Here is a 23,807-nt window from a genome sequence, read left to right on the forward strand (position 1 = left end):
GTTTTGCAGACGCTTTGCCGACGGGCTCAGCGGGCCCGTTTCCGCCGCAGCCAGCGCCAGAGATAGATGAGCGGCCAGCGCAGGATCGAGGCGCCTGCGGCCAGCACGATCAGCCCCACCCATGGGCCGTTCTGATAGGTCACATAGCCAAGGATCGGGATGCCCACCGCGATCAGCACATAGGCCGCGCGCCAGTGGCGGTCGCGCGACGGCAGCATGGCGATCAGGGTCGCGGTGATGGCCCAGAGACAGGCGAGGAGGATCGAGATATTCATCCCGTCTGCCCCCCCTGCCCGCCATATTTCTCTTGTACTGCCAATGGCTTACCCTCCGAACCGGGCAGGCAGCGCATTGGCCCAGGCCGAGATTGTCCCCGCCCCCAGACAGACAACCATATCCCCCGGCCGCGCCTGTTCGCGGACCAGCCGTTCCAGATCATCTTCGCTCAGCAGCGCGCGGGCATGGCGATGGCCATGGGCGATGAGGCCAGCCACCAGATCGTCGCGGCTCGCCCCCGGGATCGGCTCCTCACCGGCGGCATAGACCTCGGCGATGGCGACCACGTCGGCCTCGTTGAAGCAGGTGCAGAAGTCCTCGAAAAGACTGGATAATCTGGTGTAGCGGTGGGGCTGATGAACGGCGATGACCCGGCCCTTCGTGGCCTGTCTCGCGGCCTTCAGAACGGCCGCGATCTCCACCGGGTGGTGGCCGTAATCGTCGATGATCGTGACCCCGCCCAAGACTTCGCCCACCTTGGTGAAGCGCCGGTTGACGCCGCCGAAATTGGCCAAAGCCTCGCGGATCTCATCCTTCTTCATGCCCAGATGACGGGCGACGGCGACGGCGGCCAAGGCATTGGAAACGTTGTGATCCCCGGGCATCGGCAGGGTGCAGCCCTCAATGACGGAACCCTCATCCTCTCCGCGCAGGGCAATATCGAAATGAGCAACACCGTTTTCATAACGAAGGTTCACCGCCCGCACATCTGCCTGCGCGTTGAAGCCAAACGTGATGACCCGCCGGTCTGTGACACGGCCCACCAGCGTCTGAACCTCTGGATGATCGGTGCAGCAGACGGCGGCACCGTAGAACGGGATGTTGGAGACAAAGTCGTAAAACCCCTGCCGGAGCTTATCGAAATCGCCCCAATGCTCCATATGTTCCGGGTCGATATTGGTCACGATGGCGATGGTCGCGGGCAGGCGGTTGAAGCTGCCATCGCTCTCATCCGCCTCGACCACCATCCACTCCCCTGCCCCGGCGCGGGCGTTGGAGCCATAGGCATGGATGATGCCGCCATTGATCACGGTCGGGTCAAAACCGCCCTTGTCGAGCAGGGTCGCTACCATGGTCGTCGTGGTCGTCTTGCCATGCGTCCCGCCGATGGCGACGTTCGAGCGCATGCGCATCAGTTCGGCCAGCATCTCGGCCCGGCGCACCACGGGCAGGCCGCGCTTGCGGGCCTCTTCAAGCTCGGGATTGCCCTTCTTGATCGCCGAAGAGATCACGACAACCGCCGCTTCACCGATATTTTCGGCATTCTGACCTTCGAAGAAGGTCGCGCCCAGCTTGACCAGCCGTTCGGTGATCTTCGAGGCCTTCGCATCCGATCCCTGCACCCGATAGCCCAAAGTCATCAGCACCTCGGCGATGCCCGACATGCCGATGCCGCCGATACCGACGAAATGGATGGGGCCCAGCTCTCCGGGCAGTTTGGTGGCGGCGGCGTTCATGTCGTCTCTTTCACGGGCAGGGCCTCGACCATCTGGACCAGACGGTCGGTGGCGTCGGGGATGCCATAGGCAAGGGCCGCCTTGGCCATGCGGGTCGCGGCGGCGGGGTTTTCCAGAACCGTGGCGACATGGCCCGCGAGCGTGGCGGCGTCAAGCCGGGATTCGGGGATCAGTATCGCGGCCTCGGCTTCCACCAGCCCATGAGCGTTCGCGGTCTGGTGGTCGCCGGCAGCCGCAGCGAAGGGGACGAGGATCGACGGGCGGCCGATGATCGAGATATCCGCGACCGAGGAAGCACCCGCGCGGGAAATGATCAGCTGCGCCTCAGAAAAACGGCGCGGCACGTCGTCGAAGAAGGGGCGCACGTCGGCGCGGATGCCCGCCCCGGCATAGGCGGCGACGACGCGGTCGACATCCTCGGGCCGGGCCTGATGGGCGACACGGATGTTGTCCCGAAGTGCTTCCGGCAGGGCTGCCATCGCCTCTGGCACTCGGTCTGAAAGGATACGTGCGCCCTGCGACCCGCCGATCACGACGACGCTCATCGGGTAATCACCGGGTGGGATATACGGCGCACCGGCGCGGTCGAGCACGGCCTTGCGGACGGGATTGCCGGTGTGATGACCCTCGACCCCTTGGGGCAGGGTCGTCGGCCATGTGCCGCAGGCCACCCAGCGGACGCGCTTGGCGAAAAGCTGGTTCACGCGGCCAAGGATGCCGTTCTGTTCGTGGATCATTCGCGGGATGCGCAAGGCGACGGCCGCGGCAAGGGCCGGGATCGTCGGATAACCGCCGAACCCGATCACCGCGTCAGGCTTGTCGCGCATCATGCCGAGGATGGCGCCAGCCACGCCGCCCGCGATCCGGAACGGCACGGCAAGTTTCGCGGCAACACCGCCGCGCGCGAAGGTCGCTGCGGTCACTGTCTCGACCGTTACCTCTTTCGGATAGCCGCCCGCATAACGCGCACCACGTTCGTCTGTGGACAGCTTCACCCGCCAGCCACGGCTCAGCATCGCCTCTGCCAAGGCCTGCGCAGGAAACATGTGCCCGCCGGTTCCCCCGGCTGCAATGAGAAGCAGAGGCGCCGCCATCAGCGCCCCCGTTTGATCAGGTAATCACCGATCTTGCCCTGCGGCCGCGCGCGGGTGAACGCCAGAAGCATGCCGAGCGCGATGCCCGAGGCGATGACCGAAGAGCCGCCATAACTCACGAAGGGCAGCGTCATCCCCTTGGCGGGCAGAAGCCGCACGGCAACGCCCATATTAATCAGCGCCTGCACCCCGAAAGCGCAAGCCAGCCCCGTTCCCGCAAGCCGGATGAACGGGTCACGTTCCCGCATCAGACGGAAGAGCGACCGCGCGGTGATCGCGCCGTAAAGCGCAATGATTACGAGGACGAGGACAAGCCCGTATTCCTCGGCCGCGACCGCGATGATGAAATCCGTATGGGCGTCAGGAAGCGACCATTTGACAGTGCCCTCGCCGACGCCGACACCGAAGAAGCCGCCTTCCTGAATGGCGTTGGTGGCGTAGCCGATCTGGGTTCTGGGGTCGATATCGGCCGCGAGGAACCCGTCGATACGGCGGGCAAAGTGTTCCGACACGTCATATGCAAAGATGCCGCCCGCAACGACGAGGCCACCGATCACGGTCAGAAGCGTAATCGGGGCGCCCGCCACGAAATACATCACGCCCCAGGCGAAAAGGATCAGGCAGGCCTGTCCGAAATCGGGCTGAAGCGCGAGGAAAAGGACGATGACGATGGTGAGGACGAAGGAATAAAGCCGCCCCGGGGGGCCGTTGATCTCCTGCGCCGCCGCCATCAGCCAGGCCGAGATGATGACGAAACCGGGCTTGAGGAACTCCGATGGCTGGAAGCTGGCGAAGCCCAGCGAATACCAGCGCGTTGCGCCCTTGCCGAAATCGGTCCCGAAAACCGGCAGCAGCATGAGTGCCACGAAGGCCAGCAGAAATCCGATGACTCCGAGGCGACGTACAAGATCGGGCGACATCATCGAGGTGAACATCATCGCGGCCAGGGCCATGACGCCGAAAAAGCCCTGCCGCGTCACATAGTAGAAAGGATCGAGCCCGTTCTTTTCCGCCAACGGAACCGAAGCGGCGAGGCCCAGCAGGAGCCCGATCCCGAAAAGCACCATCACGCCAGAGAGCGACCATTTGTCGATCGTGCGCCACCAGCGGGGGAGAACCGGCTCACCTGCCCGCGCGGGGATGGAGCCATAGACCATTTCAGTCATGGGATACCGCTTTCACTGCCTCGAACCGCCCGTTTGCCGGGTCTGACAGGAAGTGTAACGAAGATCGCGCCTCAGTGCCAGTGAAAGAAGGGCAACAGGCGGAATTTCCGCGTATTTTCAAAGCGCGGTGATGCGCACGATTGAGCTGTCACCCAATGGGTGGATCGACCGCCTGTGTCGGACAGAATGCGCCTACAGCAGGAAGATATCGTCGATGTAGAACTCGTCCCCGGCTCCGGCGATCACGCTGAACTGGATCACATCGGTGGCGTTGGTGAAGCTCAGGACGCCATTCGCATCGAGATCGGCGGATGTGACCGTCACCTGCCCGACCGCATTGCCGTTGACATCCGAGAAGACGATGGTCGCCGTTTCCCCCGGATCGAAACCGGTCATGGTGAAGCCGCCGAGATCGAAGGGCGAGTGATCCTGATGGGTGACGTTAATTTCGTGCGTGTCACCGTTCGGATCCGTCCAGACGCGGAATTCGTCGTCACCGTCACCGTCATAATCGAAGCTCGCCGCCCCTGCGTCGCGCTCCTCGAAATAGTTCGTCGCCGAGGAAAGCTGGCTGATCCAGTATTGGCCGTTGGGCCCGTCCTGATAGATCCAGATACCGGTGATCGCCGCTGTGATGGGATCATAGACGCTGGTCATATTCTCGAACTCGATATCGCCCACCGGCGCCGGATAGGTCACCTGGAAGGTGACGTCGCCATAGGCGAAATTGCCCGCACCGTCGGTCGCCTCATACCAGAATTGGACGACCGGTGTGGTGCCGCCTGCCGTGTCGTAAACGCCATTCGGATCCCAGGTCAGCGTGCCGTCGGGATTGAGCGTCAGGATCGACCCGTCATTCAGCAGCCCGCCACCGGTGTAGTAAGACAGCGGCTGGCCATCCGGGATCAGGTCGACATCGTTGATCCCGTCCTGGTCGAGGTCGATCTGGACGTCGACGATCGCCGACAATGTAAGCCCCGCGCCGGGTTGCCCGCCTTCGACGTAGTCGTTGGCCAGCGGATCGAGTGTCACCGTGCTGTCGAAGGCAACCAGATCAAAGTCGCCCTGCGTGATGATATCGCCCGCTGAGGGCAGTTCGACGAAGATCAGCTCATCGACATTGGTGATGATATCGACATCGCCCGACCCGTCGAGCGCGGTCACGGTGAACCCCGTGACCACGGTCTGCTGGTTCTTGCCCTTGCCGACGGTCGTCGTCTGGATCGTATAGTCGTAATCGACGCCAACCTCGCCGTAATAGATCACCGTGTCGATACCGCCGCCGGTGCCGCCGTCGATTGTATCGCTGCCCGCGCCGGCGATGATCACATCGCTGCCGTCGCCGCCATTGATGACGTCGTTGCCCGCACCGCCATAGATCGTGTCGTCGCCCGCACCGGCCTCGATCGTATCGTTGCCGTCGCCGCCATGCACCTCGTCATTGCCCTCAAGGCTCCAGATGACGTCGTCAAAGGGCGTGGAAGCCGGAGAGGTCAGATCATTGATCAGATCGTCGCCCGACGTTCCGACAATGGCGCCTGCGGGCGGTGTCGGCGTGGTGTTTTTTCCACCACCTGAACCGGAGGGTTTCGGCATGACATGGCCTCCTTGTGAGGGCCCCGAGGCACTTCAATGGGGCCGGATGATCCTGACTTCACGTCATTTGAGACCATTTCCCGGCGGAAGCGCGAATATTGCGTGGCATTGAACCATGTCGGGGCGCAATGCGCGCTAGCGCCCAGAACTGTGGGGCCACGCGCAACAATTCCGGATACGTGTCGCGGAAATTACCCGATCAGGGCCTGCACGCGCGCCGCGAAATCCTCACCGCGTTTTTCGAAATTGGGATACTGGTCGAACGAGGCCGCTGCCGGGGCAAGCAGCACGACCTCACCCGCCTCGGCCTCTTCCGCCGCGCGCGCCACGGCGCGCTCCATCGTCTCGCAGATCTCATGCTGGGTATCGCCGAGTTCCAGTGCGAAATCCCGCGCCGAATGACCGATGAGATAGGCCTTCACGACCGACCCGAGATGGGGTTTCAGGCTCGCGATCCCGCCATCCTTGCCGAGCCCGCCGGCAATCCAGCGGATCTTCGGGAAGGCCTGCAATGCCTTGGCCGCGCTGTCGACATTCGTGGCCTTGCTGTCGTTGACGAACCGCACCCCGTCCTTCTCGCCCACAAGCTGGCTGCGATGCGGCAGGCCTTCGAAGGAATGCAGCGCCTCTTCGATCAGCTTCGGCGCAAGGCCGAGCGTGCGGGTGGCGGCATAGGCGGCGCAGGCATTCTGGTGGTTGTGGGCGCCGGGCAAACCCCTGACCTCGCGCAGATCAATGGAGGCGACCTGTCGCCCCTTGCGCCATTCGGCAAGGAAACCCTTGCGGGCAAAGACCGACCAGCCCGGCCCTTCCAGCTTCGCCCCCGAAGAAATCCGGATCACCCGGTCGCCCCCCGCGCCCTGCGCCAGTTGATTGGCCAGAAACCGCCCCTCGACTTCATCGACGCCGATGATTGCGCGGTCAGGTCCACCTTCGGCAAAGAGCCGGCGCTTGGCCGCGAAATAGCCGCCCAGCCCGCCATGGCGGTCGAGATGATCCGGCGACAGATTGGTGAAGACGGCGATATCCGGCGTAAGAGAGCGCGCGAGTTCGGTCTGGTAAGAGCTGAGTTCCAGCACCAAGACCTCGCCGTCCTGCGCTGGCTCGATATCCAGCACGCCCCGACCGATATTGCCCGCCATCTGGGTGGGCCTCCCCGCGACCTGTAGGATGTGGTGGATGAGCGCCGTCGTGGTTGACTTGCCGTTCGATCCGGTTACCGCGATCACCTTCGGCACCTGATCCATCTCGTCCCAGTCGGGCGTGGACCACGAGCGGAAGAAAAGCCCGATATCGTTGTCGACCGGCACCCCCGCCGCCATCGCCCGGGCGATGAGCTTGTTCGGTTCGGGGTAAAGATGCGGGATGCCGGGCGAGACGATGAGCGCCGCCACCCCATCCCAGGCAGTGGCGCGGGTCAGGTCGGTCAGCGTGAACCCCGCCGCCTCGGCATTTGCGCGGGCCTCGGGGCTGTCGTCCCAAAGGCAGGGTTCGGCACCGCCCGCGATCAGCGCCCTTGCGGTCGCGAGCCCCGACCGGCCGAGGCCCAGCACGGCGACCTTCCTGCCTTCATATCCCCTGACCGGAATCATGCTGCCCCCATTCCCTTCGCGCCCGCGACAATGCCCTGCCCCCCGCGCGCCTGCAAGGACCCCGCCTTTACGCCTACGCCTGTAGCGTCTAGGGTCGGGCCACGAGAGCACCCGCGAGAGACGCGGCCTCAGAATTCATCCCCCATCCCGAAAGGACGCCATGACCCAGGTAAAAACGGGCGATAAGGTAAGCATTCACTATCGCGGCACGCTGAACGACGGCACCCAGTTCGACAGTTCCGAAGGGCGCGACCCGCTGGAATTCACCGTGGGCTCAGGCCAGATCATCCCGGGCCTCGACAAGGCGCTACCGGGCATGGCGGTTGGCGACAAGAAGTCAGTGCCGGTGCCTGCTGCCGAAGCCTACGGCGCGCACAATCCCGATGCCCGGCAAGCCATTCCACGTGACCAGATTCCCGCTGACATCCCGCTTGAGATCGGAACCGCCCTGCAGATGCGCACACCGAACGGACAGGCGATGCAGGTCACGGTGGCCGAGGTTACGGCCGAGACAGTGACACTCGACGCCAATCACCCGCTGGCGGGCAAGGACCTGAACTTTGACATCGAACTGGTGTCGATCGGCTGAGCTACCAGTCGAAGGGCCGACGGTCGCGGAAGAAACCGCCCGTCGGTCCGTCCTCCGGCAGAAGCGCCAGCCAGATTGCGGTGTCGGCACCTTCTTCGGGACTGCGGTCGGCACCGTCTCCGCCCATTCGGGTTCTGACCCAGCCCGGGCACATCGCATTGACCTTGACGCCCGCGGGCAGGTCGCGCGGCAGCGCTTTCGTCAACGCGTTGAGCGCCGCCTTGGCCACCCCATAAGCACCCGGCCCAGCAAGGCCATGGGCGAAACTGCCCCAGTCGGACGACAGGTTGACGATCCGGCCCCAGCCGGTTTCCCGCCAGTGCGGCAGGTTGAGCCGGATCAGGTCGAGCGGCGCTGACACCATCACCTGCATCGCATCGTCGAAATCGCTCTTGGGGCTCAGCAGCGAGGCGTCGCTGAGGATACCGGCATTGTTGACAAGGATGTCAAAGCCCCCCGCCCCGGTCATGGCGGCGAAATAGCTGTCCGGATCGGTGAGATCGAGCGGAAGAAAACCGCAGCCCAATTCCCCGGCCGCCTTGCGACCAGCGCCTGTATCCCGTGCGCCGATCGTCACCGCGCAACCCTTCTCGGTCAGCCCGGCCGCGATGGCACGGCCAATGCCGCGATTGCCACCAGTGACAAGCGCGGTCGGGCAAGAAGGTCTGTTCATTGGGGCATCCTCGATCATCTGCTGGGTCTTTTGCCGACACGGCCACGGTTTTGCGCCAGCTTGGCCGCATTAATGCTTTATTTAGCAGACACATCCATTCTATGGAAATGTCTGCATCGCCTTCCATTTTGGCCCGTCTGGCCCGGCGCCTGCACCGTGAAACCCGGCTCCTGGGGTTCGTGATCAGCCTCTCGTTCCTCGCCGGGTTCGTGATGTATGTCCGCTATGACGTGATGGTTTTCGGAATGCCGATGCCACTCTTCACCGGTTTGTTATACGCCGGGTTCGTCGGCACCGCCGCGACGCTTGTCAGCCTGCTCCTGCCTGCGCTCCGCGCGATGATCGAGGCGGCCGCAATTTCCCGGCTCGGCATCGCCTTGGCGGCCTACGGTGTGCCGGAATTCGGGCTGAAGCTGGCAACGTCGCCACTACTGAGCGCGACGGTGATCGTTGTGGGCGCGGTTCTCGTACGCAAACTATTCGGCACCGCCACCTTTGCGCACTGGTCGGTCCTGGCGCATGAGACCAGCTATGAAGCGAGCGGCGGCGGCAGAACGGCCGAGGCCAGTTAGTCCGGGCGGACCCGCTCCCCCAGCGCTTCGACGGCACCTTTTGGCGTCAACGTGTAGACGCCGCGCTCCACCCGTTCGAACCAGCCGTAATGATCGGCGCGAAACATTTGCCCGGCGCGTTCGACACCTGTCGTTTTCGCAACCTCGGCGGCCGTGCTCGGCCCGTGGGCGGCCAGATGCGCCGCGCAGAGCAGTGCATCCTGCCGGTAGGCGGTCATGCGTTTGATCCCTGTCGTGCCGCCGGTATTCGGATCGCCGACACGCCGGTCGAACTCGCGGATCAGACGGCCCGCCTTTCGGGCGTTCAGGCGCGGCTGATAGGGTCCGGGATCGAGATGGGCCTCGACCCCGCCATGCTTTACCGCCAGAAGCCCGAGGCCAAGGCGGCGGCAGAGCCGGATAATATCCTTGTAACGCAGCTTCCAACCGCGATCCGACGATACCGGCACCGCCAGATAGACGTGATCAAACATCGTCTGACGCGCGACGCCCTGCATCACCAGCGCCAGCGAAAAGGTCAGCTTCATCTCCACCACAACCGGCGGTTCCTTACCCCTGCGGGCAAGCACATCGCAGTCGCCGATCTCGGCTTTGACCTCATAGCCCTGCGCCTCCAGAGGCGCCTTTACGGGCGCGTAGAGGTCCGCCTCGCGCATCAGCGCAACTTCAGCGTCGCCAGCCCGATCAGCGCGAGGATCAGCGAGATGATCCAGAAGCGGATGACGATCTGCGGCTCGGCCCAGCCCTTCTTCTCGAAATGATGGTGGATCGGCGCCATCAGGAAGACCCTTCGGCCGGTGCGTTTAAAATAGGCGACCTGGATGATGACCGACAAAGCCTCCACCACGAAAAGGCCGCCGACGATGGCCAGCACGATCTCGTGCTTGGTCGCGACCGCGATGGCACCCAGCGCGCCGCCCAAGGCCAGCGACCCGGTATCGCCCATGAAGACCGCCGCCGGGGGCGCATTGTACCAGAGAAAGCCGAGCCCGCCGCCGATAAGGGCCGCGGTGAAGATCAGGATTTCACCTGTGCCGGGCACATAGTGAACGCCAAGATAGTTGGTGAAGTCGGTCCGGCCGACCGCGTAGGCGATCACGCCCAGCGTCGCCGCCGCGATCATCACCGGCATGACCGCCAGCCCGTCGAGCCCGTCGGTCAGGTTCACGGCATTGGCCGCGCCAACGATGACGATCATCGCGAAGGGCACGAAGAAATAACCGAGGTTCAAGAGCGCATCCTTGAAGACCGGGAAAGCCAGCTGGTTGGTGAGGCTGGCCGGGTGGACATAGGCCGCCATCCCGCCCGCAAAGGCCGCGATCACCAGCCCCAGCAACAGTCGCATCCGCGACGACACGCCCTTGGTGTTCTGTTTCGTCACCTTGGCATAATCGTCGGCGAACCCGATCAGCCCATAGGCATAAGTCACGAAAAGCACGATCCAGATATAAGGATTGTCGAGCCGCGCCCAGAGAAGCGTCGCCACAAGGATCGCCGAGAGGATCAGCAAGCCCCCCATCGTCGGCGTCCCGGCCTTGGAAAAATGGCTCTGCGGTCCGTCATCGCGGATCGGCTGACCCTTTTTCTGCTTGCGGCGCAATAAGTTGATCAGCGGTTGGCCGAAGAGAAAGCCAAATACCAGAGCCGTGAAAAACGCCGCCCCCGCGCGGAAGGTAATGTAGCGGAACAGGTTGAAGACATCGCCGCCTTCGGCCAATCCGGAAAGCCAATACAGCATCTATTCAGTCCCCCGTGCCTCGCCCGCACCCGGCTGCCCGAGCTTTCTGAGCGCGTCAACCACAAGGCTGACCTTCGATCCTTTTGATCCCTTCACCAGCACCACATCACCGGCATCCGCAAGGTGATGGGCGCGCTCGGCCAGTTCCCCGGCGCGGTCAAACCATTCGCCACGCTGACGTTCCGGCAGCTTCTGCCAGAGCGCGCGCATCCTTGGCCCGACGCAATGAACAACGTGAAACCGCGCCATCGCCGGGTGGTCCGCCACCGCCTCATGCATGGCGCCCTCGTCGGGGCCAAGCTCCAGCATATCGCCCAGAACCGCGATGCGGCGACCTTCGAGTTTACGGCCGATACCGTCGCGGGGTTCGGTGACCGCGAGAACCTCCAAGGCGGCGGCCATCGAGGCGGGGTTGGCGTTGAAGGCATCGTCGATCAGGTCGAAGCTCAGCGCCTCATCGACGATGTCGAGATAGATGCGCTCGCGCTGGCCCCGGCCTGCTGGCGGGCGCCACTGGCCGATGTCGCAGGCCGCAACAGCAGGGTCCGCACCAACGGCATCGGCGACGGCAAGCACGCCCAGCGCGTTGGCGGCGAAATGGCGTCCTGCCGTCTGGACCTTGAAGAGTACCGGCTCGCCTGCCCTTGTGGCCCGCACAATGGTCGTATCCTGTGCCAGCTTGACCTCGTCCAGCCGATAGTCGCTGTCCTTGACCGGGCCGAACGTGATTACACGGGCGGCCGTCGCGGCGGCACCGGCAAGAATCGGGGTCACATCCAGGCCCGTCGGGATGACGGCCACGCCATCCGGCTCCAGCCCCTCGAAGATCGAAGCTTTTTCGCGGGCGATGCCCTCGATATTCTCGAACGCCTCCAGATGGGCAGGCGCGATCGTGGTGATCATCGCGACATGGGGCCGGGCGAGGCGGGCAAGGGGCGCGATCTCTCCGGGATGGTTCATGCCGATCTCGATCACCGCGAAATCGGCGTCTTGGGGCATTCGGGCCAGCGTGATCGGCACGCCCCAATGGTTGTTGAAACTCGCCACGGCGGCATGGACGCTGCCCTGCCCGGCCAGCACTGCGCGCAGCATCTCCTTGGTGGAGGTCTTGCCCACCGACCCCGTCACCGCAATCACCCTCGCCCGCGTGCGCACCCGACCTGCCGCGCCAAGCGCGGTCAGTGCGGTCAGCACATCCGGCACGACCAGCAGGGGATCGGCTTCCGAGCAACCTTCGGGGTTACGCGATACCAGCGCGCCCGCCGCGCCCTTCTTCAATGCGTCAGCGACGAAATCGTGGCCGTCACGCACATCCTTCAGCGCGACGAACAGATCACCGGGCTGGATCGAGCGGGTATCAATGGAAATCCCACTGGCTTCGAAAGCCTTCGCCGCCTTACCGCCAGTCGCGGCTTCGACCTCGGCCGATGTCCAGAGCACGCCCATCAGATGCGTCCCTCAAGCGCCGCGACCGCGACAGATGCCTGTTCGGCATCGTCAAAGGGATAGACGTCGGTACCGACGATCTGCCCGGTCTCATGGCCCTTGCCGGCGATCAGCAGCGCGTCGCCCGGTTGCAGCGCATCGACGCCGCGCAGGATTGCCTCGGCCCGGTCGCCGATCTCGGTCGCCTCGGGGCATCCCGCCATAACCTCGGCACGGATCGCGGCGGGGTCCTCGGTGCGGGGATTATCGTCGGTGACGATGACCACATCGGCAAAGGCCGCCGCGGCCTCGCCCATTAGGGGACGTTTCAGCCGGTCGCGGTCACCGCCCGCACCGAACACCACAACGATGCGGCCCATGACATGCGGGCGGAGCGATTGCAGGGCCGAGGCGAGTGCGCCCGGCTTGTGCGAATAATCGACAAAGACCGTCGCGCCATTGTCGCGCTTGGCGGCAAGCTCCATCCGCCCCCTAACGGTGACAAGACCGGGAAGCGTCCCGAAAACGGCTTCCGGCTCCTCCCCCGCAGCCATGACGAGGCCGGCGGCGGCCAGAACGTTTTCGGCCTGAAAGCCGCCGATCAGGGCAAGACGCACCAGATGCGGCTTGCCGTCGAAGGTGAAGCGCAGGTCCTGCCCCGTCGCATCGAAGCGCTGAGATGTGATGCAAAGGTCGGCGACCGGATTGCGGCCAATGGTCAGAAGGCGCTGGCCGCGATGGCGCGCGATCTCCAGCATCTCGCGCCCGCGTGCATCGTCGATGTTGATGACGGCCGTGCCCTCTTCGGGCAGGACACGGGCAAAGAGCCCCGCCTTGGCCGCGAAATAGTCGTCAAAATTGGCGTGGTAATCGAGGTGGTCCTGGCTGAAATTCGTGAACGCCGCCGCGTCGAGCCGTACCCCGTCCAGTCGCCCCTGATCGAGCCCGTGGGACGAGGCCTCCATCGCCGCATGGGTGACACCGGCATCGGCCATCTCGCGCAGCACGCGGTGCAACGTGATCGGTTCGGGCGTCGTGTGGGCGAGGGGCGCGGTGAAATCGCCCATCACGCCCATCGTGCCGAGATTGGCGGAAACCCGCCCAAGCGCCTGCCATATCTGCCGGGTGAAGGTCGCGACCGAGGTCTTGCCCGACGTGCCGGTCACCGCGACGACGGTTTCGGGCTGACGCTCGAACCACAGGGCGGCGGTGTAGGCCAGCGTCTGGCGCGGGTCCTCGGTGACGATCAGCGCCGCGTCGGAAGCGTTAAGCTCGGCCCGGGCGATCTCCACACCCTCGCGGTCGGTGAGGATCGCACCTGCCCCCATGCGCAAAGCATATTGAATGAATTCAGCACCATGCATCCGGCTGCCGGGAAGAGCGGCGAAGAGATGCCCCTCCTTAACCTGACGGCTGTCGACGGAAAGGCCGGTGATGCGCGCCTCGCGTCCGCCCTGGGCAGTCAGGCCAAGTTCACCCAGCGATTTGGTCCCGGCCATGAAATTCGTCCCCGCCACATGTCTGCCCTCAGTTGCGGACGCGTATTACCCCGGCCTCTGCCACAGGTTCAAGCTCGGGTCTCAACCCCAGCAAGGGTGCTGCGCGACGGATGATCTCTGCCCCCACCGGCACTGCCGTCCAGCCCGCCGTGCGGCGGGGTTCGGTGCCGGAGGTTTCGACCGGCTCGTCCAGCGACACGACCAACACATATTTCGGATCGTTTGCGGGGAAGATCGAGGCGAAGGTCGCGATGACCTTGTCCTTGTGATAGCCCTTGCCATTGGCCAGCGGCTTGTCGGCAGTCCCGGTCTTGCCGCCGACAGCATAGCCCGGCACCTCGCCAAAACTTGCCGTGCCCCGCACCACGACCTGCCGCAACATGTCCCGGATCGTGGCCGATGTCACCTCGGACACCAGACGCGCGCCGGTTTCCACCTTGTCGCGCTTCAGGATCGTGGGCGTGATCCGCGTGCCGCCATTGACGAGCGAGGCATAGGCCGAGGCCAGATGCAGCGGGCTTGCCGCGACGCCATGGCCGTAGGACACGGTCAGCGTGGTGATCTCTGGCCATTTCGCAGGTCTAAGGGGCTTACCCGTAGGAGCCTCGACAAGTTCGATCGACGTCGCATCGAACATCCCGAGGGCTTGCAGAAACTGCTGCTGCCGCTCGCCGCCGATCAGCTGGGCGATATGTGCGGTGCCGATATTCGAGGACTTCACGATCACATCGGTGACGGAAAGTTGCGGCCCGTAATTGTGGAAATCGCGGATCTTGAACTTGCCCCAGAACATCGGCCCCTTGGTCTCGACCATCGTCGTGGGAGCGACCAGACCCAGTTCCATCGCCTGCGCCACAGCAAAGATCTTGAAGGTGGAGCCCAGCTCATAGACCCCCTGTACCGCGCGGTTGAAAAGCGGGCTGTCAGAAGGATCGCCCTTCAGCAGCGGCGCGGGCCGGGTGTTCGGATCAAAGTCCGGCAGTGAGGCCAATGCCACCACTTCGCCGGAATGCACATCCATCAGAACCGCCGTCGCACCCTTGGCGTTCATCAGTTTCATGCCGCCATAGAGCACATCCTCGACGGTCGACTGGATCGTCAGATCGAGCGAGAGCGCCAGCGGCGCACCGCCATTCGCGGGGTCGCGCAGCCATCCGTCGAACGTCTTTTCAACGCCCGCAACACCAACAACCTCGGCCGAATGCACACCTTCACGCCCGAAGCTCGCACCGCCCAGGACATGGGCCGCAATCGCGCCGTTCGGATAAAGCCGCATCTCACGCGGACCGAAAAGAAGGCCGGGATCGCCGATCTCATGCACGAGCTGCATCTGCTCGGGCGAGATTTTCTTCTTGACCCACAGGAACTTGCGCTTACCGCCGAAGTCGGCTTTCAGGCGCTCCTCGTCGAGGTCGGGAAAGATTGCGACCAGTTCGGACGCCGCGCGTGCGGGATCGACCATGAGCTGCGGCTGGGCATAGAGCGAATGGGTGACGAGGTTCGTCGCCAGTATGCGCCCCTTCCGGTCGGTGATATCGGCGCGCTGCGCGATGATCGATGCGCCGGTCGCGGCCGTCTGCGGTTCGGCCGGTTCGGTCGAGGCCAGAACCCCCATACGGGCGCCGACGGTGATGAAGGCCGCAAGAAAGGCGAGGCCCAGGAGCAAAAGCCGCCCCTCTGCGCGGACACGTGCCTTGTCGCGCATCGCCTCATGCCTGAGGCGGATATTCTCGCGTTCAATCGCGTCCGGGTTCTCACCCTTTTCACGGGCCGACAGGATGCGGGCAAGCGGGCGAAGCGGTGTCCGGGTCATTGTGCGACCTCACTAAGCGCGACCGTATCTACGGGATCGGTAATCGGCGGCAACGCGACTGCAGGATAGCGCACTTCAGATATACCGCCGAACTGCCGGGGATCGAGCGGTAGAAGACCAAGGCGTTCGAAGTTGATATCCGCCAGTCCGCGCAACCGGTCGGGTCGGTTGAGATAGGCCCATTCCGCCCTCAGAACGCCAAGGCTTTCGCGATACTGACCAATTTCGCGCTGAAGCTCGCGTATCTCGGCAAGTTCGGCCTGGGTCCTGTAGTTTTCACGATACGCCCAGAAGGCAAGCGCCATGACGGCGGCGGCGGCAAGGACAACGATCAGGCTGCGCATCAGTTTCGCCCTTCAAGCGCGGGTTTCGGAAGGCCGAGCGCGGCGCGGTCGACTGAACCGGCGGGCGCGTCGGTACGGATGCCGACGCGCAGTTTTGCAGACCGCGCGCGCGGATTTTCTGCAAGCTCGTCATCGTCAGGCCCGGCGGCTTTGCGGGTCTTGAGCGTGAAGGCCGGGGTCACCTGCTCACGCGCAGGGGCATAACGGCTGCCCTGCCCCTTGCCGCCCGAGCGAAGCTGGAAGAATCGCTTGACGATGCGGTCCTCCAACGAATGGAACGTGACAACGGCAAGCTGCCCGCCGGGCTTCAGCGCCCGTTCAGCCGCCTCCAGCCCCTCGGCTAACTGCCCAAATTCGTCGTTCACTGCGATCCGAATCGCTTGAAAACTGCGCGTTGCGGGATGGCTCTGCCCCGGCTTCTGGCGCGGCAGGCACCGTTCGATGACCGAGGCCAGTTCCAACGTCCGCGAAAACGGCCGCGCAGCGACAATGGCGCGGGCGATCCGGCGCGACGCGCGTTCCTCACCATAGTGATAGAGGATATCGGCGATCTCGGACTCGGAAGCCTCGTTCACCAGGCCGGCCGCTGTCGGGCCGCTATCGCCCATGCGCATGTCAAGCGGGCCATCTTTCTGGAAGGAAAAGCCCCGCTCGGCCTGATCGAGCTGCATCGACGACACGCCGAGGTCGAGGACGACGCCATCGACAGGTTCACCAGCCAAGCGGTCCATATCGGAAAACGTGCCTTCGACCAGTTTCAGCCGGTCGCCATATTGCCCGGCCCAGTCTTCGGCCATGCGAAATACCATCGGATCGCGGTCGATGCCAATGACCCTGTCCGCCCCTGCCTCAAGCAGTCCGCGCGAATAGCCTCCCGCGCCAAAGGTGCCGTCGATCCATGTGCCGGAGACGGGTGCGACCGCCTCTAGGAGCGGCCGCAACAAAACCGGGATATGGGGGGCGTCTGATATGCGGGCGGCGGCAGCAGCCATCTCTCACCCTTTCGGCAGGGATGGCAGGAGGCTTCTTGGGTCGAAGTCCTCGGGATACTGATCAGCGAGCTTCGCGCTCCGCCGTGCGGCCTTAGCCTCGTAGGCTTCGGGATTCCAGATGCGGAAATAATCACCGGCCGAGATGAAGAACGCCTCACTCGTCAGTCCGATCTTGTCGCGGTATTTCTGCGGGATGGTCAGGCGGCCGTCATCATCGATCTGGGCCTCAAACGACTGACCGTACATCAGTTCCTCAATCATCAGACGTTCGGGCGAGCCGCGCTGCATCAGGCCGATCTGGTCGTCCATCTCGTGGATCGCTTCCATGGAGAAGACGTCGAGCCAGTTCTGGCTTTCCGGTCCGTAGACAATGACGATGTTGGGGCGGAGGCCCTCAGTCCAGTCGGGGTCGGAGGCCTCGATCACGCGGCGGAACGGCGCGGGGATGGAAACGCGACCTTTCGCGTCCACCTTAAACGTATCCGATCCTCTGAACCTGCGTGCCAAGGGCCCGCGCTCCTTACCTGTCCCCTCCCCCCGAAATCCGCCTTTGGACCCCTGAAACGACAACGGCGGATTGGGCTGCTGCCACTGCCCAATCCGCCGCCCTCGTCCCATCTCTGGGTTGTCCGGCTGCGCATGCCACCTGGGGGGATGTCTGCTCGCTCACGCGCCGGATCTTTGGTTCGATGAAAGCGGGTGCCTGTATGAAACCTGACTTTCGCCTTTTGGGTCTTGATGCCCTTGAGCCCGTCCTCATCGGTGTATTAGGGATGCCATGGGAATTTACGGGAAGCAAGAAAAATCTTACCTCGAAAGGCACCAGAAGTTGCGCCAGGGATTGCTGCAACGCAACAATTAGTAGGAGATGCCCTCGAATTTATCCTACAATTTGCTGAGCAGCTCACAATTGGCGCTATATATAGACATCAAGGCCTCTAGCACCCAGATCCCATAATATCCCAGAAAATTTCACTGATGTCGAAGATCGATTGAAAAACATAGTCCGACGCCGCATTGAGCAGCCAGAATCACGCTGAAACACGAGAAATCACAGCCCGTTGATTCGTTTCATGGTTGGATTTCGACGTTACTCCCATCCATTCCCATGGAGCCGCCAACGGTCCCGTGAATTCCCAGATCAGGCCATGCCGCCCGCGACAAGCCGCTGGGCAAGACGCGCATAGGCCTCGGCGATCGGTCCCTCGCCCGCCGCGATGGGCGTTCCGGCGTCCCCCGCCAGCCGCACGTCGAGACTGAGGGGAATCTCGCCCAGGAACGGAACGCCAAGCTTCTCAGCCTCGGCAGCGACCCCGCCGTGCCCGAAGATATGCGCCTCGTGCCCGCAATTGGGGCAGACATAGGTCGACATGTTTTCGATCAGGCCGAGGATCGGCGTCTTCAGCTTGCCGAACATGTCGATGGCGCGGCGGGCGTCGAGAAGCGCCACATCCTGCGGGGTAGAGACGATGAGCGCGCCGGTCACATGGCTTTTCTGGCAAAGCGTCAGCTGTACGTCGCCTGTACCGGGCGGCAGGTCGACGATCAGAACGTCAAGTTCACCCCAGGCAACCTGACCCAGCATCTGCTGAAGCGCGCCCATCAGCATCGGCCCGCGCCAGACCACGGCCTCATCCTCTTTCAGCATCAGACCGATGGACATGAAGGTGACGCCATGGGCCTGCAGGGGGATGATGGTCTTGCCATCGGGAGAGGCGGGGCGTTTTGACAGCCCCATCATGCGTGGCTGCGAGGGGCCGTAGATATCAGCATCCAAAAGTCCAACGCGGCGCCCCTGCCGCGCGAGCGCTACGGCGAGGTTGGACGACACGGTGGATTTACCCACCCCGCCCTTACCCGACCCCACGGCCAGGATGCGATCCACACCGGCGATCTTGGCGGGCCCCGCCTGCGGCGTCGGATGACCGCCGATCTTCAGCGAAGGCGGCGCGGGTTTCGCGGCAGGCCCATGCGCGGTCAGCAGGGCTGAGACCGTCTCCACTCCGGGCAAAGCCTTCACTGCCGCCTCGGCCGCCTGACGCACCGGCTCCATCCGCCGCGCGATCTCCGGGTCCGGCGCTTCGATCACGAAGCGGATGCTGTCACCCTCGATCGTCAGCGCCCGAACCAGATCGCGCGAGACGAGATCTCCACCATCGGGCAAAGCGAGACGGGATAGAGCGGCGAGAACGGTGTCGCGAGTCTGTGTCATGATGTCTGTCCTTCAGGTCGGACCCAACATGCCCGCTTTCCGGGCAAGGACAAGGGGGACATTGCCGCTTCTTTACGCAGACCCGTAAGCTACCGCTAGGGAAGGTAAATTTCCCGTGATGCGCTATGCAATTGCTGCATGGCAGCATTGATCGCGGCAGGTATTGTGCAATTGCAGCATGGGGTCCATGTTAACGGCAACGGCGCCACAGACGGTGCCAATGATCCGAATGATGAGGCAAGAAAAATGGCTTATTCAACTGTTACCCGTGGCACCCATATCGGCCTCGCCGACCGTGTCGCCGCTTTCTTCACCGCGCTCCGCGACAGCCGTCAGCGTTACCGCATGTATCGCCAGACCGTTAAGGAATTGTCGGTGCTGAGCGACCGCGAACTGCACGACCTCGGCCTGCACCGCTCTTCGATCGACGCGATCGCGCTGGAAGCGGCCTACGGCAAGTAAGTTTCTCTGCGGGCCTCCTCCTCCCCCGGTCTGCGGAACATGCGGCGGCTCCTCCTCCCTGAGGCCGCCGCAGAGATCGGACCCGAAGGGTCCACGACGATGCGCCTCCCCCTCCTCCTCCCTGGGGTTGGCGATGTGAAATGCGGCGGTGGCGTCCTCCTCCCTGCCACTGCCGCATCTTCACCCTGATCCGGCTGACCCACCTCCTCCCGGGACAGCCGCGATGAAGATGGGCGGCGCCCCTCCTCCTCCCTGAGGCGCCGCCCGTTTTCATCCGGATTACGACGGTCCCTCTCTCCCCCTTGGGATCGTGGTTGCGACTGGCGGTGCCTCAGCGGCACCGCCTTTTTCGTTTCACGGATTTAGAAAAATGCGGCCCGCGAAGCGGGCCATTTCCCCTGTCTCGCCTGCGCGCTTGCGCGCTTCGGCTCGGGCTGCCTCCGGCGGGAGTGTTTCCGCGATGAAGAAGCTCAGAACGGAATGTCGTCTGCCGCTTCGGCGCTGACGATGAAGCTTGCCACGACATGTTTGGTGCCCGCCTTGTCGAAGGCGACCTCCAGCTTGTCGCCCTCAATCCCCTCGACGATGCCGTAGCCGAATTTCTGGTGGAAGACGCGGTCGCCCTCGGTGAAGATCGAAACCGCATCAAGGTCGATCACCACACCCCGCGCCTCGCGCGGCTGGCTGACGGGGCGGGTCTGGCTGCGGCTTTGCATGCGCTTCCAGCCGGGCGAGTTGTAGACATCGGCCCGTGCGGCGCGATCCTCGATCCCGGCCGACATGGCAGCGGCCCCGTAGCCGCCGCCATAGAGGCCGGGTGGCGTCAGTACCTCGACATGTTTCGCGGGCAGTTCGTCAATAAAGCGTGAGGGCATCTGGCTTTGCCACTGCCCATAGACCCGCCGGTTCCCTGCGAATGAGATCGTGCACAGCTCTTCCGCGCGGGTGATACCCACATAGCCAAGGCGGCGCTCCTCTTCGAGGCCCTTGAGCCCGCTTTCGTCCATGCTGCGCTGGCTGGGGAACAACCCGTCCTCCCATCCCGGTAGGAACACGACCGGAAATTCCAGCCCTTTCGCGGCGTGAAGGGTCATTATGGTGATCTTCTCCTCGGCATCCTCGCTTTCATTGTCCATGATCAGCGAGACATGTTCGAGGAAGCCTTGCAGGTTGTCGAAGCTTTCCAGCGCCTTCACGAGTTCCTTGAGGTTTTCCAGCCGCCCCGGCGCTTCGGGCGTCTTGTCGTTCTGCCACATCGCGGTGTAGCCGGATTCGTCGAGGATCGTTTCGGCCAGCCGGACATGGTCGTAGTCCGCGACCAGCGTCGCCCGGTGCCAGCGATCGATGTTTTCGACGAAGGTCCGAAGCTGCGCGCCGCCCTTGCCACCGATCTGACCCGAGGCAACGCAATAGCGCGCGCCTTCCAGAAGGCTCACCCCATCTTCCCGTGCCTGACGCTGGATCGTCTGCTGCGCCTTATCGCCAAGGCCCCGCTTCGGCGTGTTGACGACCCGCTCGAAGGCGAGGTCATCGTCGGGCGACACGGCGAGGCGGAAATAGGCCATCGCTTCGCGAATCTCGAGCCGTTCGTAGAAGCGCGGGCCGCCGATGACGCGGTAGGGCAGACCGATGGTCAGGAACCGGTCCTCAAAGGCGCGCATTTGGTGAGAGGCGCGGACGAGGATGGCAGTTTCATTTAGGCTAAAGCGATCAAGCGGACTCTCGAGTACCCTCTGATACATGCGAGAAGAGTTGGCGTCTTTGCTAAGAAGCCACTTTATGAGTTTCTCGACACGCGGATTGTTGTAGGCGCTTTTAGTCTTGAACGCGTTCAGAATAAATTGGCGGCGTGTTGGACGCCCTAAACCTGCTCTGGCAAGTTGCGCAAGCTCCTCATGAATGCCCATTGAGCGCAGATTCAATCTCTCTCTCGCCGCACGGTGCGTGCCAGATTGTAGCCCTCCAACTTCCTCCCCAATCCACCGCGCCTCTTCCTCGCCGTCCCAGAGCCCGATGAGGCGCACCTTCTCGCCGCCGTCGGCCTCGGTCCACAATGTCTTACCGAGCCGCCCTGCGTTGGCCGCGATCAGCCCCGAAGCGGCGGCAAGGATATGTTCGGTCGAGCGGTAGTTCTGTTCCAGCCGGATCACGGTCGCGCCGGGGAAGTCCTTTTCAAACCGCAGGATGTTGCCGACCTCCGCGCCACGCCAGCCATAGATCGACTGGTCGTCATCACCGACGCAGCAGATGTTCTTGTGCTTTGCGGCAAGCAGGCGCAGCCAGAGATATTGGGCGACGTTCGTATCCTGATATTCATCGACGAGGATGTAGCGGAACCAGCGCTGGTATTGTTCGAGAACATCAACGTGGTTCTGAAAGATCGTCACTACATGCAAAAGAAGATCGCCGAAATCGCAGGCGTTCAGCGTCAGAAGCCGCGCCTGATAGGCGGCGTAAAGCTCGGTGCCGACATTGTTGAAGGCCGAAGCCTCGGCCGAAGGCACCTGTTCCGGCCCCCAGGCGCGGTTCTTCCAGTTGTCGATCAGCCCCGCCAATTGCCGCGCGGGCCAGCGCTTTTCGTCGATATTCGCGGCGGCGATGATCTGCTTCATCAGCCGGATCTGGTCGTCGGTGTCGAGGATGGTGAAATTCGACTTCAGCCCCACAAGCTCGGCATGGCGGCGCAGCAATTTTACGCTGATCGAATGGAAGGTGCCCATCCAAGGCATCCCCTCCACCGCATGGCCCATCAGCCGCCCCACCCTTTCCTTCATCTCGCGTGCGGCCTTGTTGGTGAAGGTCACCGCCAGAACCTCATTCGGTCGCGCCACGCCACGCGCCAGCAGATGCGCGATCCGTGCTGTCAGTGCCCGGGTCTTGCCCGTCCCCGCCCCTGCCAGCATCAGGACCGGGCCGTCCAGCGCTTCCACCGCCTGCCGCTGCGCCGGGTTCAGGCCGTCGAAATAGGGGACCGGGCGCGCGGCCATCGCGCGGGCGGACAGAGATGCGCCTTCGAAGGCGTCGGTATCGTCGAAACTGCTCATGGGTGGCAATCTAGCCGCATCGGGGAATGAATTAAAGAGAAGTTCACACTCTGTTCTGGCCCTGAAGCTGGACTTTTTCCCCGCGCACCGGAACAACTTCCCCATGGATCTGCATCAGCGTTACCCCGCGATATCCGACCTGAAGGCCCGCGCAAGGGCCCGCATCCCGCATTTCGTCTGGGAATATCTCGACAGTGCGACGGGGACAGAGGCGACGTTGAAGCGCAACCGGGCGAAACTGGACGAGGTTCTGTTTCGTCCCTCGATTCTGCATGGAGAGTTCACACCCGACCTGTCCACCAGACTTTTCGGCCATGACTTTCCTCTACCCTTCGGCATCTCGCCCGTCGGCATGTCCGGCCTGGTCTGGCCCGACGCCGAGCGGCTCTTGGCCTCGGCGGCGGGCACGCTGGGCTTGCCCTATTCCATGTCGACCGTTGCCAGCCAGACACCGGAATTCGTGGCCCCGGTGCTCGGGGATCACGGCTGGTTCCAGATGTACCCGCCGCGCGATCCGGAGATTCGTGCCGATATGCTGAAGCGGGCGAAGGAGGCGGGTTTCTCTGCCCTCATCCTGACCGTCGACGTGCCCGTGGCCAGCCGCCGCGAACGCCAGACCCGATCGGGCCTGACCCAGCCGCCGAAACTGACCCCGCGGCTGATGGCGCAGGTGGCGATGCGGCCTGCCTGGGCGCTGGGGACGCTGCGGACGGGGATGCCGCGGATGCGGCTGATGGATGGCTATGCGGACACCAAGGTCAGCCTCTCCTCAACTGCCCATATCGGCTATCTTTTGCGCACCTCGCCCGATTGGGACTATGTGAAAGCCTTGCGCGACGCGTGGGAGGGGCCGCTGATCGTCAAGGGCGTGCTGCGCCCCGACGATGCCGCCCGGTTGCAGGACGAGGGCGTCGACGCGATCTGGGTGTCCAACCATGCGGGCCGCCAGTTCGACGCCGCCCCCGCGACGATCGAGGCCCTGCCGCAGGTCCGGGCGGCGACCACCCTGCCCGTCATCTTCGACAGCGGGATCGAGGGTGGGCTTGATATTCTCCGCGCCCTCGCCCTTGGCGCCGATTTCGTGATGCTGGGCCGGGCCTGGCACTATGCGCTTGGCGCTCTGGGTGCCGAGGGGCCTGCCCATCTGACAGATATACTCGCCAAGGATATGGCGGCGAATATGGGCCAGTTGGGGGCAAAGGCGCTTTCCGATCTGCCGGGTTGCCTGCTGCAAGCCTGAACGTCGCTTTCGGCATAATTACT

General features: G+C 63.6%; 21 protein-coding genes. 4 read left to right on the forward strand and 17 right to left on the reverse strand.

Annotated features, from left to right (window positions below):
* Nucleotides 1-26: 26 nt before the first annotated feature.
* The 6 genes from QKW60_RS03480 to murD form a co-directional block, all read right to left on the reverse strand.
* Nucleotides 27-275: a DUF2484 family protein gene (locus QKW60_RS03480; RefSeq protein ID WP_282366457.1), complete on the reverse strand. Its 249-nt coding sequence runs from the start codon at nucleotides 273-275 to the stop codon at nucleotides 27-29.
* Nucleotides 276-323: 48 nt separating this feature from the next.
* The gene (gene murC / locus QKW60_RS03485) at nucleotides 324-1,733 is read right to left on the reverse strand and encodes a UDP-N-acetylmuramate--L-alanine ligase (protein ID WP_282366459.1); all 1,410 of its coding nucleotides are present in this window, start codon (nucleotides 1,731-1,733) and stop codon (nucleotides 324-326) included.
* Entirely contained in the window at nucleotides 1,730-2,827 is a 1,098-nt protein-coding gene (locus QKW60_RS03490) for a UDP-N-acetylglucosamine--N-acetylmuramyl-(pentapeptide) pyrophosphoryl-undecaprenol N-acetylglucosamine transferase (RefSeq protein WP_282366461.1), read from the reverse strand. The genes murC and QKW60_RS03490 overlap by 4 nt, the downstream gene beginning before the upstream one ends.
* Nucleotides 2,827-3,993 (reverse strand): putative lipid II flippase FtsW, encoded by a 1,167-nt coding sequence (gene ftsW / locus QKW60_RS03495; RefSeq protein WP_282366463.1) that lies wholly within the window; start codon nucleotides 3,991-3,993, stop codon nucleotides 2,827-2,829. The genes QKW60_RS03490 and ftsW overlap by 1 nt, the downstream gene beginning before the upstream one ends.
* Before the next feature lie 192 nt (nucleotides 3,994-4,185).
* Nucleotides 4,186-5,589: a hypothetical protein gene (locus QKW60_RS03500; RefSeq protein WP_282366465.1), complete on the reverse strand. Its 1,404-nt coding sequence runs from the start codon at nucleotides 5,587-5,589 to the stop codon at nucleotides 4,186-4,188.
* A gap of 191 nt (nucleotides 5,590-5,780) precedes the next feature.
* The gene (gene murD, locus QKW60_RS03505) at nucleotides 5,781-7,181 is read right to left on the reverse strand and encodes a UDP-N-acetylmuramoyl-L-alanine--D-glutamate ligase (protein WP_282366467.1); all 1,401 of its coding nucleotides are present in this window, start codon (nucleotides 7,179-7,181) and stop codon (nucleotides 5,781-5,783) included.
* A gap of 160 nt (nucleotides 7,182-7,341) precedes the next feature.
* On the opposite strand from murD, the gene QKW60_RS03510 reads away from it, so the two are divergent.
* On the forward strand, nucleotides 7,342-7,770 hold the full coding sequence (locus QKW60_RS03510; protein WP_282366468.1) for an FKBP-type peptidyl-prolyl cis-trans isomerase: 429 nt from the start codon (nucleotides 7,342-7,344) through the stop codon (nucleotides 7,768-7,770).
* Between the two features lies 1 nt (nucleotide 7,771).
* Here the strand turns inward: QKW60_RS03510 and QKW60_RS03515 are convergent, their stop codons facing one another.
* The gene (locus QKW60_RS03515; protein WP_282366470.1) at nucleotides 7,772-8,443 is read right to left on the reverse strand and encodes an SDR family NAD(P)-dependent oxidoreductase; all 672 of its coding nucleotides are present in this window, start codon (nucleotides 8,441-8,443) and stop codon (nucleotides 7,772-7,774) included.
* A 101-nt stretch (nucleotides 8,444-8,544) separates the two neighbouring features.
* Here QKW60_RS03515 and QKW60_RS03520 point away from each other — a divergent pair, with 101 nt between their 5' ends.
* Nucleotides 8,545-9,015: a hypothetical protein gene (locus QKW60_RS03520; RefSeq protein WP_282366472.1), complete on the forward strand. Its 471-nt coding sequence runs from the start codon at nucleotides 8,545-8,547 to the stop codon at nucleotides 9,013-9,015.
* Here the strand turns inward: QKW60_RS03520 and QKW60_RS03525 are convergent.
* From QKW60_RS03525 to QKW60_RS03565, 9 genes are all read right to left on the reverse strand, one after another.
* Complete coding sequence (locus QKW60_RS03525; protein WP_336619146.1) at nucleotides 9,012-9,671, reverse strand: DUF2161 family putative PD-(D/E)XK-type phosphodiesterase; 660 nt, start codon at nucleotides 9,669-9,671, stop codon at nucleotides 9,012-9,014. The genes QKW60_RS03520 and QKW60_RS03525 overlap by 4 nt on opposite strands.
* A complete protein-coding gene (gene mraY / locus QKW60_RS03530; RefSeq protein ID WP_282366473.1) occupies nucleotides 9,671-10,753 on the reverse strand; it encodes a phospho-N-acetylmuramoyl-pentapeptide-transferase in 1,083 nt (360 codons plus the stop codon). Before mraY ends, QKW60_RS03525 begins: the two co-directional genes overlap by 1 nt.
* Nucleotides 10,754-12,199, reverse strand: a complete 1,446-nt coding sequence (locus tag QKW60_RS03535; protein ID WP_282366474.1) for a UDP-N-acetylmuramoyl-tripeptide--D-alanyl-D-alanine ligase — start codon at nucleotides 12,197-12,199, stop codon at nucleotides 10,754-10,756.
* Complete coding sequence (locus QKW60_RS03540; RefSeq protein WP_282366475.1) at nucleotides 12,199-13,677, reverse strand: UDP-N-acetylmuramoyl-L-alanyl-D-glutamate--2,6-diaminopimelate ligase; 1,479 nt, start codon at nucleotides 13,675-13,677, stop codon at nucleotides 12,199-12,201. Before QKW60_RS03540 ends, QKW60_RS03535 begins: the two co-directional genes overlap by 1 nt.
* Nucleotides 13,678-13,705: 28 nt before the next feature.
* Nucleotides 13,706-15,490 carry a peptidoglycan D,D-transpeptidase FtsI family protein gene (locus tag QKW60_RS03545; RefSeq protein ID WP_282366476.1) on the reverse strand — a complete coding sequence of 595 codons (1,785 nt, stop codon included), beginning with the start codon at nucleotides 15,488-15,490 and terminating at the stop codon, nucleotides 13,706-13,708.
* The gene (gene ftsL / locus QKW60_RS03550) at nucleotides 15,487-15,834 is read right to left on the reverse strand and encodes a cell division protein FtsL (protein ID WP_282366477.1); all 348 of its coding nucleotides are present in this window, start codon (nucleotides 15,832-15,834) and stop codon (nucleotides 15,487-15,489) included. Before ftsL ends, QKW60_RS03545 begins: the two co-directional genes overlap by 4 nt.
* Complete coding sequence (gene rsmH / locus QKW60_RS03555) at nucleotides 15,834-16,826, reverse strand: 16S rRNA (cytosine(1402)-N(4))-methyltransferase RsmH (RefSeq protein WP_282366478.1); 993 nt, start codon at nucleotides 16,824-16,826, stop codon at nucleotides 15,834-15,836. Before rsmH ends, ftsL begins: the two co-directional genes overlap by 1 nt.
* A gap of 3 nt (nucleotides 16,827-16,829) precedes the next feature.
* On the reverse strand, nucleotides 16,830-17,333 hold the full coding sequence (gene mraZ, locus QKW60_RS03560) for a division/cell wall cluster transcriptional repressor MraZ (protein ID WP_282366480.1): 504 nt from the start codon (nucleotides 17,331-17,333) through the stop codon (nucleotides 16,830-16,832).
* A 634-nt stretch (nucleotides 17,334-17,967) separates the two neighbouring features.
* Complete coding sequence (locus QKW60_RS03565; protein ID WP_282366482.1) at nucleotides 17,968-19,038, reverse strand: Mrp/NBP35 family ATP-binding protein; 1,071 nt, start codon at nucleotides 19,036-19,038, stop codon at nucleotides 17,968-17,970.
* Between the two features lie 246 nt (nucleotides 19,039-19,284).
* On the opposite strand from QKW60_RS03565, the gene QKW60_RS03570 reads away from it, so the two are divergent.
* Nucleotides 19,285-19,500, forward strand: a complete 216-nt coding sequence (locus QKW60_RS03570; RefSeq protein ID WP_282366484.1) for a DUF1127 domain-containing protein — start codon at nucleotides 19,285-19,287, stop codon at nucleotides 19,498-19,500.
* 470 nt (nucleotides 19,501-19,970) lie between these two features.
* Here the strand turns inward: QKW60_RS03570 and QKW60_RS03575 are convergent, their stop codons facing one another.
* Nucleotides 19,971-22,544 (reverse strand): ATP-dependent helicase, encoded by a 2,574-nt coding sequence (locus QKW60_RS03575; RefSeq protein WP_282366486.1) that lies wholly within the window; start codon nucleotides 22,542-22,544, stop codon nucleotides 19,971-19,973.
* Between the two features lie 103 nt (nucleotides 22,545-22,647).
* Here QKW60_RS03575 and QKW60_RS03580 point away from each other — a divergent pair, with 103 nt between their 5' ends.
* Nucleotides 22,648-23,784 carry an alpha-hydroxy acid oxidase gene (locus QKW60_RS03580; RefSeq protein ID WP_282366488.1) on the forward strand — a complete coding sequence of 379 codons (1,137 nt, stop codon included), beginning with the start codon at nucleotides 22,648-22,650 and terminating at the stop codon, nucleotides 23,782-23,784.
* Nucleotides 23,785-23,807 lie beyond the last annotated feature (23 nt).

The sequence above is a fragment of the Albidovulum aestuarii genome (genome assembly GCF_029961185.1).
In the GTDB taxonomy this organism is placed as follows: Bacteria; Pseudomonadota; Alphaproteobacteria; order Rhodobacterales; family Rhodobacteraceae; genus Albidovulum; species Albidovulum aestuarii.

What these genes read in the sequence shown, in the direction of transcription:
- QKW60_RS03480 (WP_282366457.1), bottom strand. Translation starts at nt 275, where the DNA reads ATGAATATCTCGATCCTCCTCGCCTGTCTCTGGGCCATCACCGCGACC.
- murC (WP_282366459.1), bottom strand. Translation starts at nt 1,733, where the DNA reads ATGAACGCCGCCGCCACCAAACTGCCCGGAGAGCTGGGCCCCATCCAT.
- QKW60_RS03490 (WP_282366461.1), bottom strand. Translation starts at nt 2,827, where the DNA reads ATGGCGGCGCCTCTGCTTCTCATTGCAGCCGGGGGAACCGGCGGGCAC.
- ftsW (WP_282366463.1), bottom strand. Translation starts at nt 3,993, where the DNA reads ATGACTGAAATGGTCTATGGCTCCATCCCCGCGCGGGCAGGTGAGCCG.
- QKW60_RS03500 (WP_282366465.1), bottom strand. Translation starts at nt 5,589, where the DNA reads ATGCCGAAACCCTCCGGTTCAGGTGGTGGAAAAAACACCACGCCGACA.
- murD (WP_282366467.1), bottom strand. Translation starts at nt 7,181, where the DNA reads ATGATTCCGGTCAGGGGATATGAAGGCAGGAAGGTCGCCGTGCTGGGC.
- QKW60_RS03510 (WP_282366468.1), top strand. Translation starts at nt 7,342, where the DNA reads ATGACCCAGGTAAAAACGGGCGATAAGGTAAGCATTCACTATCGCGGC.
- QKW60_RS03515 (WP_282366470.1), bottom strand. Translation starts at nt 8,443, where the DNA reads ATGAACAGACCTTCTTGCCCGACCGCGCTTGTCACTGGTGGCAATCGC.
- QKW60_RS03520 (WP_282366472.1), top strand. Translation starts at nt 8,545, where the DNA reads ATGGAAATGTCTGCATCGCCTTCCATTTTGGCCCGTCTGGCCCGGCGC.
- QKW60_RS03525 (WP_336619146.1), bottom strand. Translation starts at nt 9,671, where the DNA reads ATGCGCGAGGCGGACCTCTACGCGCCCGTAAAGGCGCCTCTGGAGGCG.
- mraY (WP_282366473.1), bottom strand. Translation starts at nt 10,753, where the DNA reads ATGCTGTATTGGCTTTCCGGATTGGCCGAAGGCGGCGATGTCTTCAAC.
- QKW60_RS03535 (WP_282366474.1), bottom strand. Translation starts at nt 12,199, where the DNA reads ATGGGCGTGCTCTGGACATCGGCCGAGGTCGAAGCCGCGACTGGCGGT.
- QKW60_RS03540 (WP_282366475.1), bottom strand. Translation starts at nt 13,677, where the DNA reads ATGGCCGGGACCAAATCGCTGGGTGAACTTGGCCTGACTGCCCAGGGC.
- QKW60_RS03545 (WP_282366476.1), bottom strand. Translation starts at nt 15,490, where the DNA reads ATGACCCGGACACCGCTTCGCCCGCTTGCCCGCATCCTGTCGGCCCGT.
- ftsL (WP_282366477.1), bottom strand. Translation starts at nt 15,834, where the DNA reads ATGCGCAGCCTGATCGTTGTCCTTGCCGCCGCCGCCGTCATGGCGCTT.
- rsmH (WP_282366478.1), bottom strand. Translation starts at nt 16,826, where the DNA reads ATGGCTGCTGCCGCCGCCCGCATATCAGACGCCCCCCATATCCCGGTT.
- QKW60_RS03565 (WP_282366482.1), bottom strand. Translation starts at nt 19,038, where the DNA reads ATGACACAGACTCGCGACACCGTTCTCGCCGCTCTATCCCGTCTCGCT.
- QKW60_RS03570 (WP_282366484.1), top strand. Translation starts at nt 19,285, where the DNA reads ATGGCTTATTCAACTGTTACCCGTGGCACCCATATCGGCCTCGCCGAC.
- QKW60_RS03575 (WP_282366486.1), bottom strand. Translation starts at nt 22,544, where the DNA reads ATGAGCAGTTTCGACGATACCGACGCCTTCGAAGGCGCATCTCTGTCC.
- QKW60_RS03580 (WP_282366488.1), top strand. Translation starts at nt 22,648, where the DNA reads ATGGATCTGCATCAGCGTTACCCCGCGATATCCGACCTGAAGGCCCGC.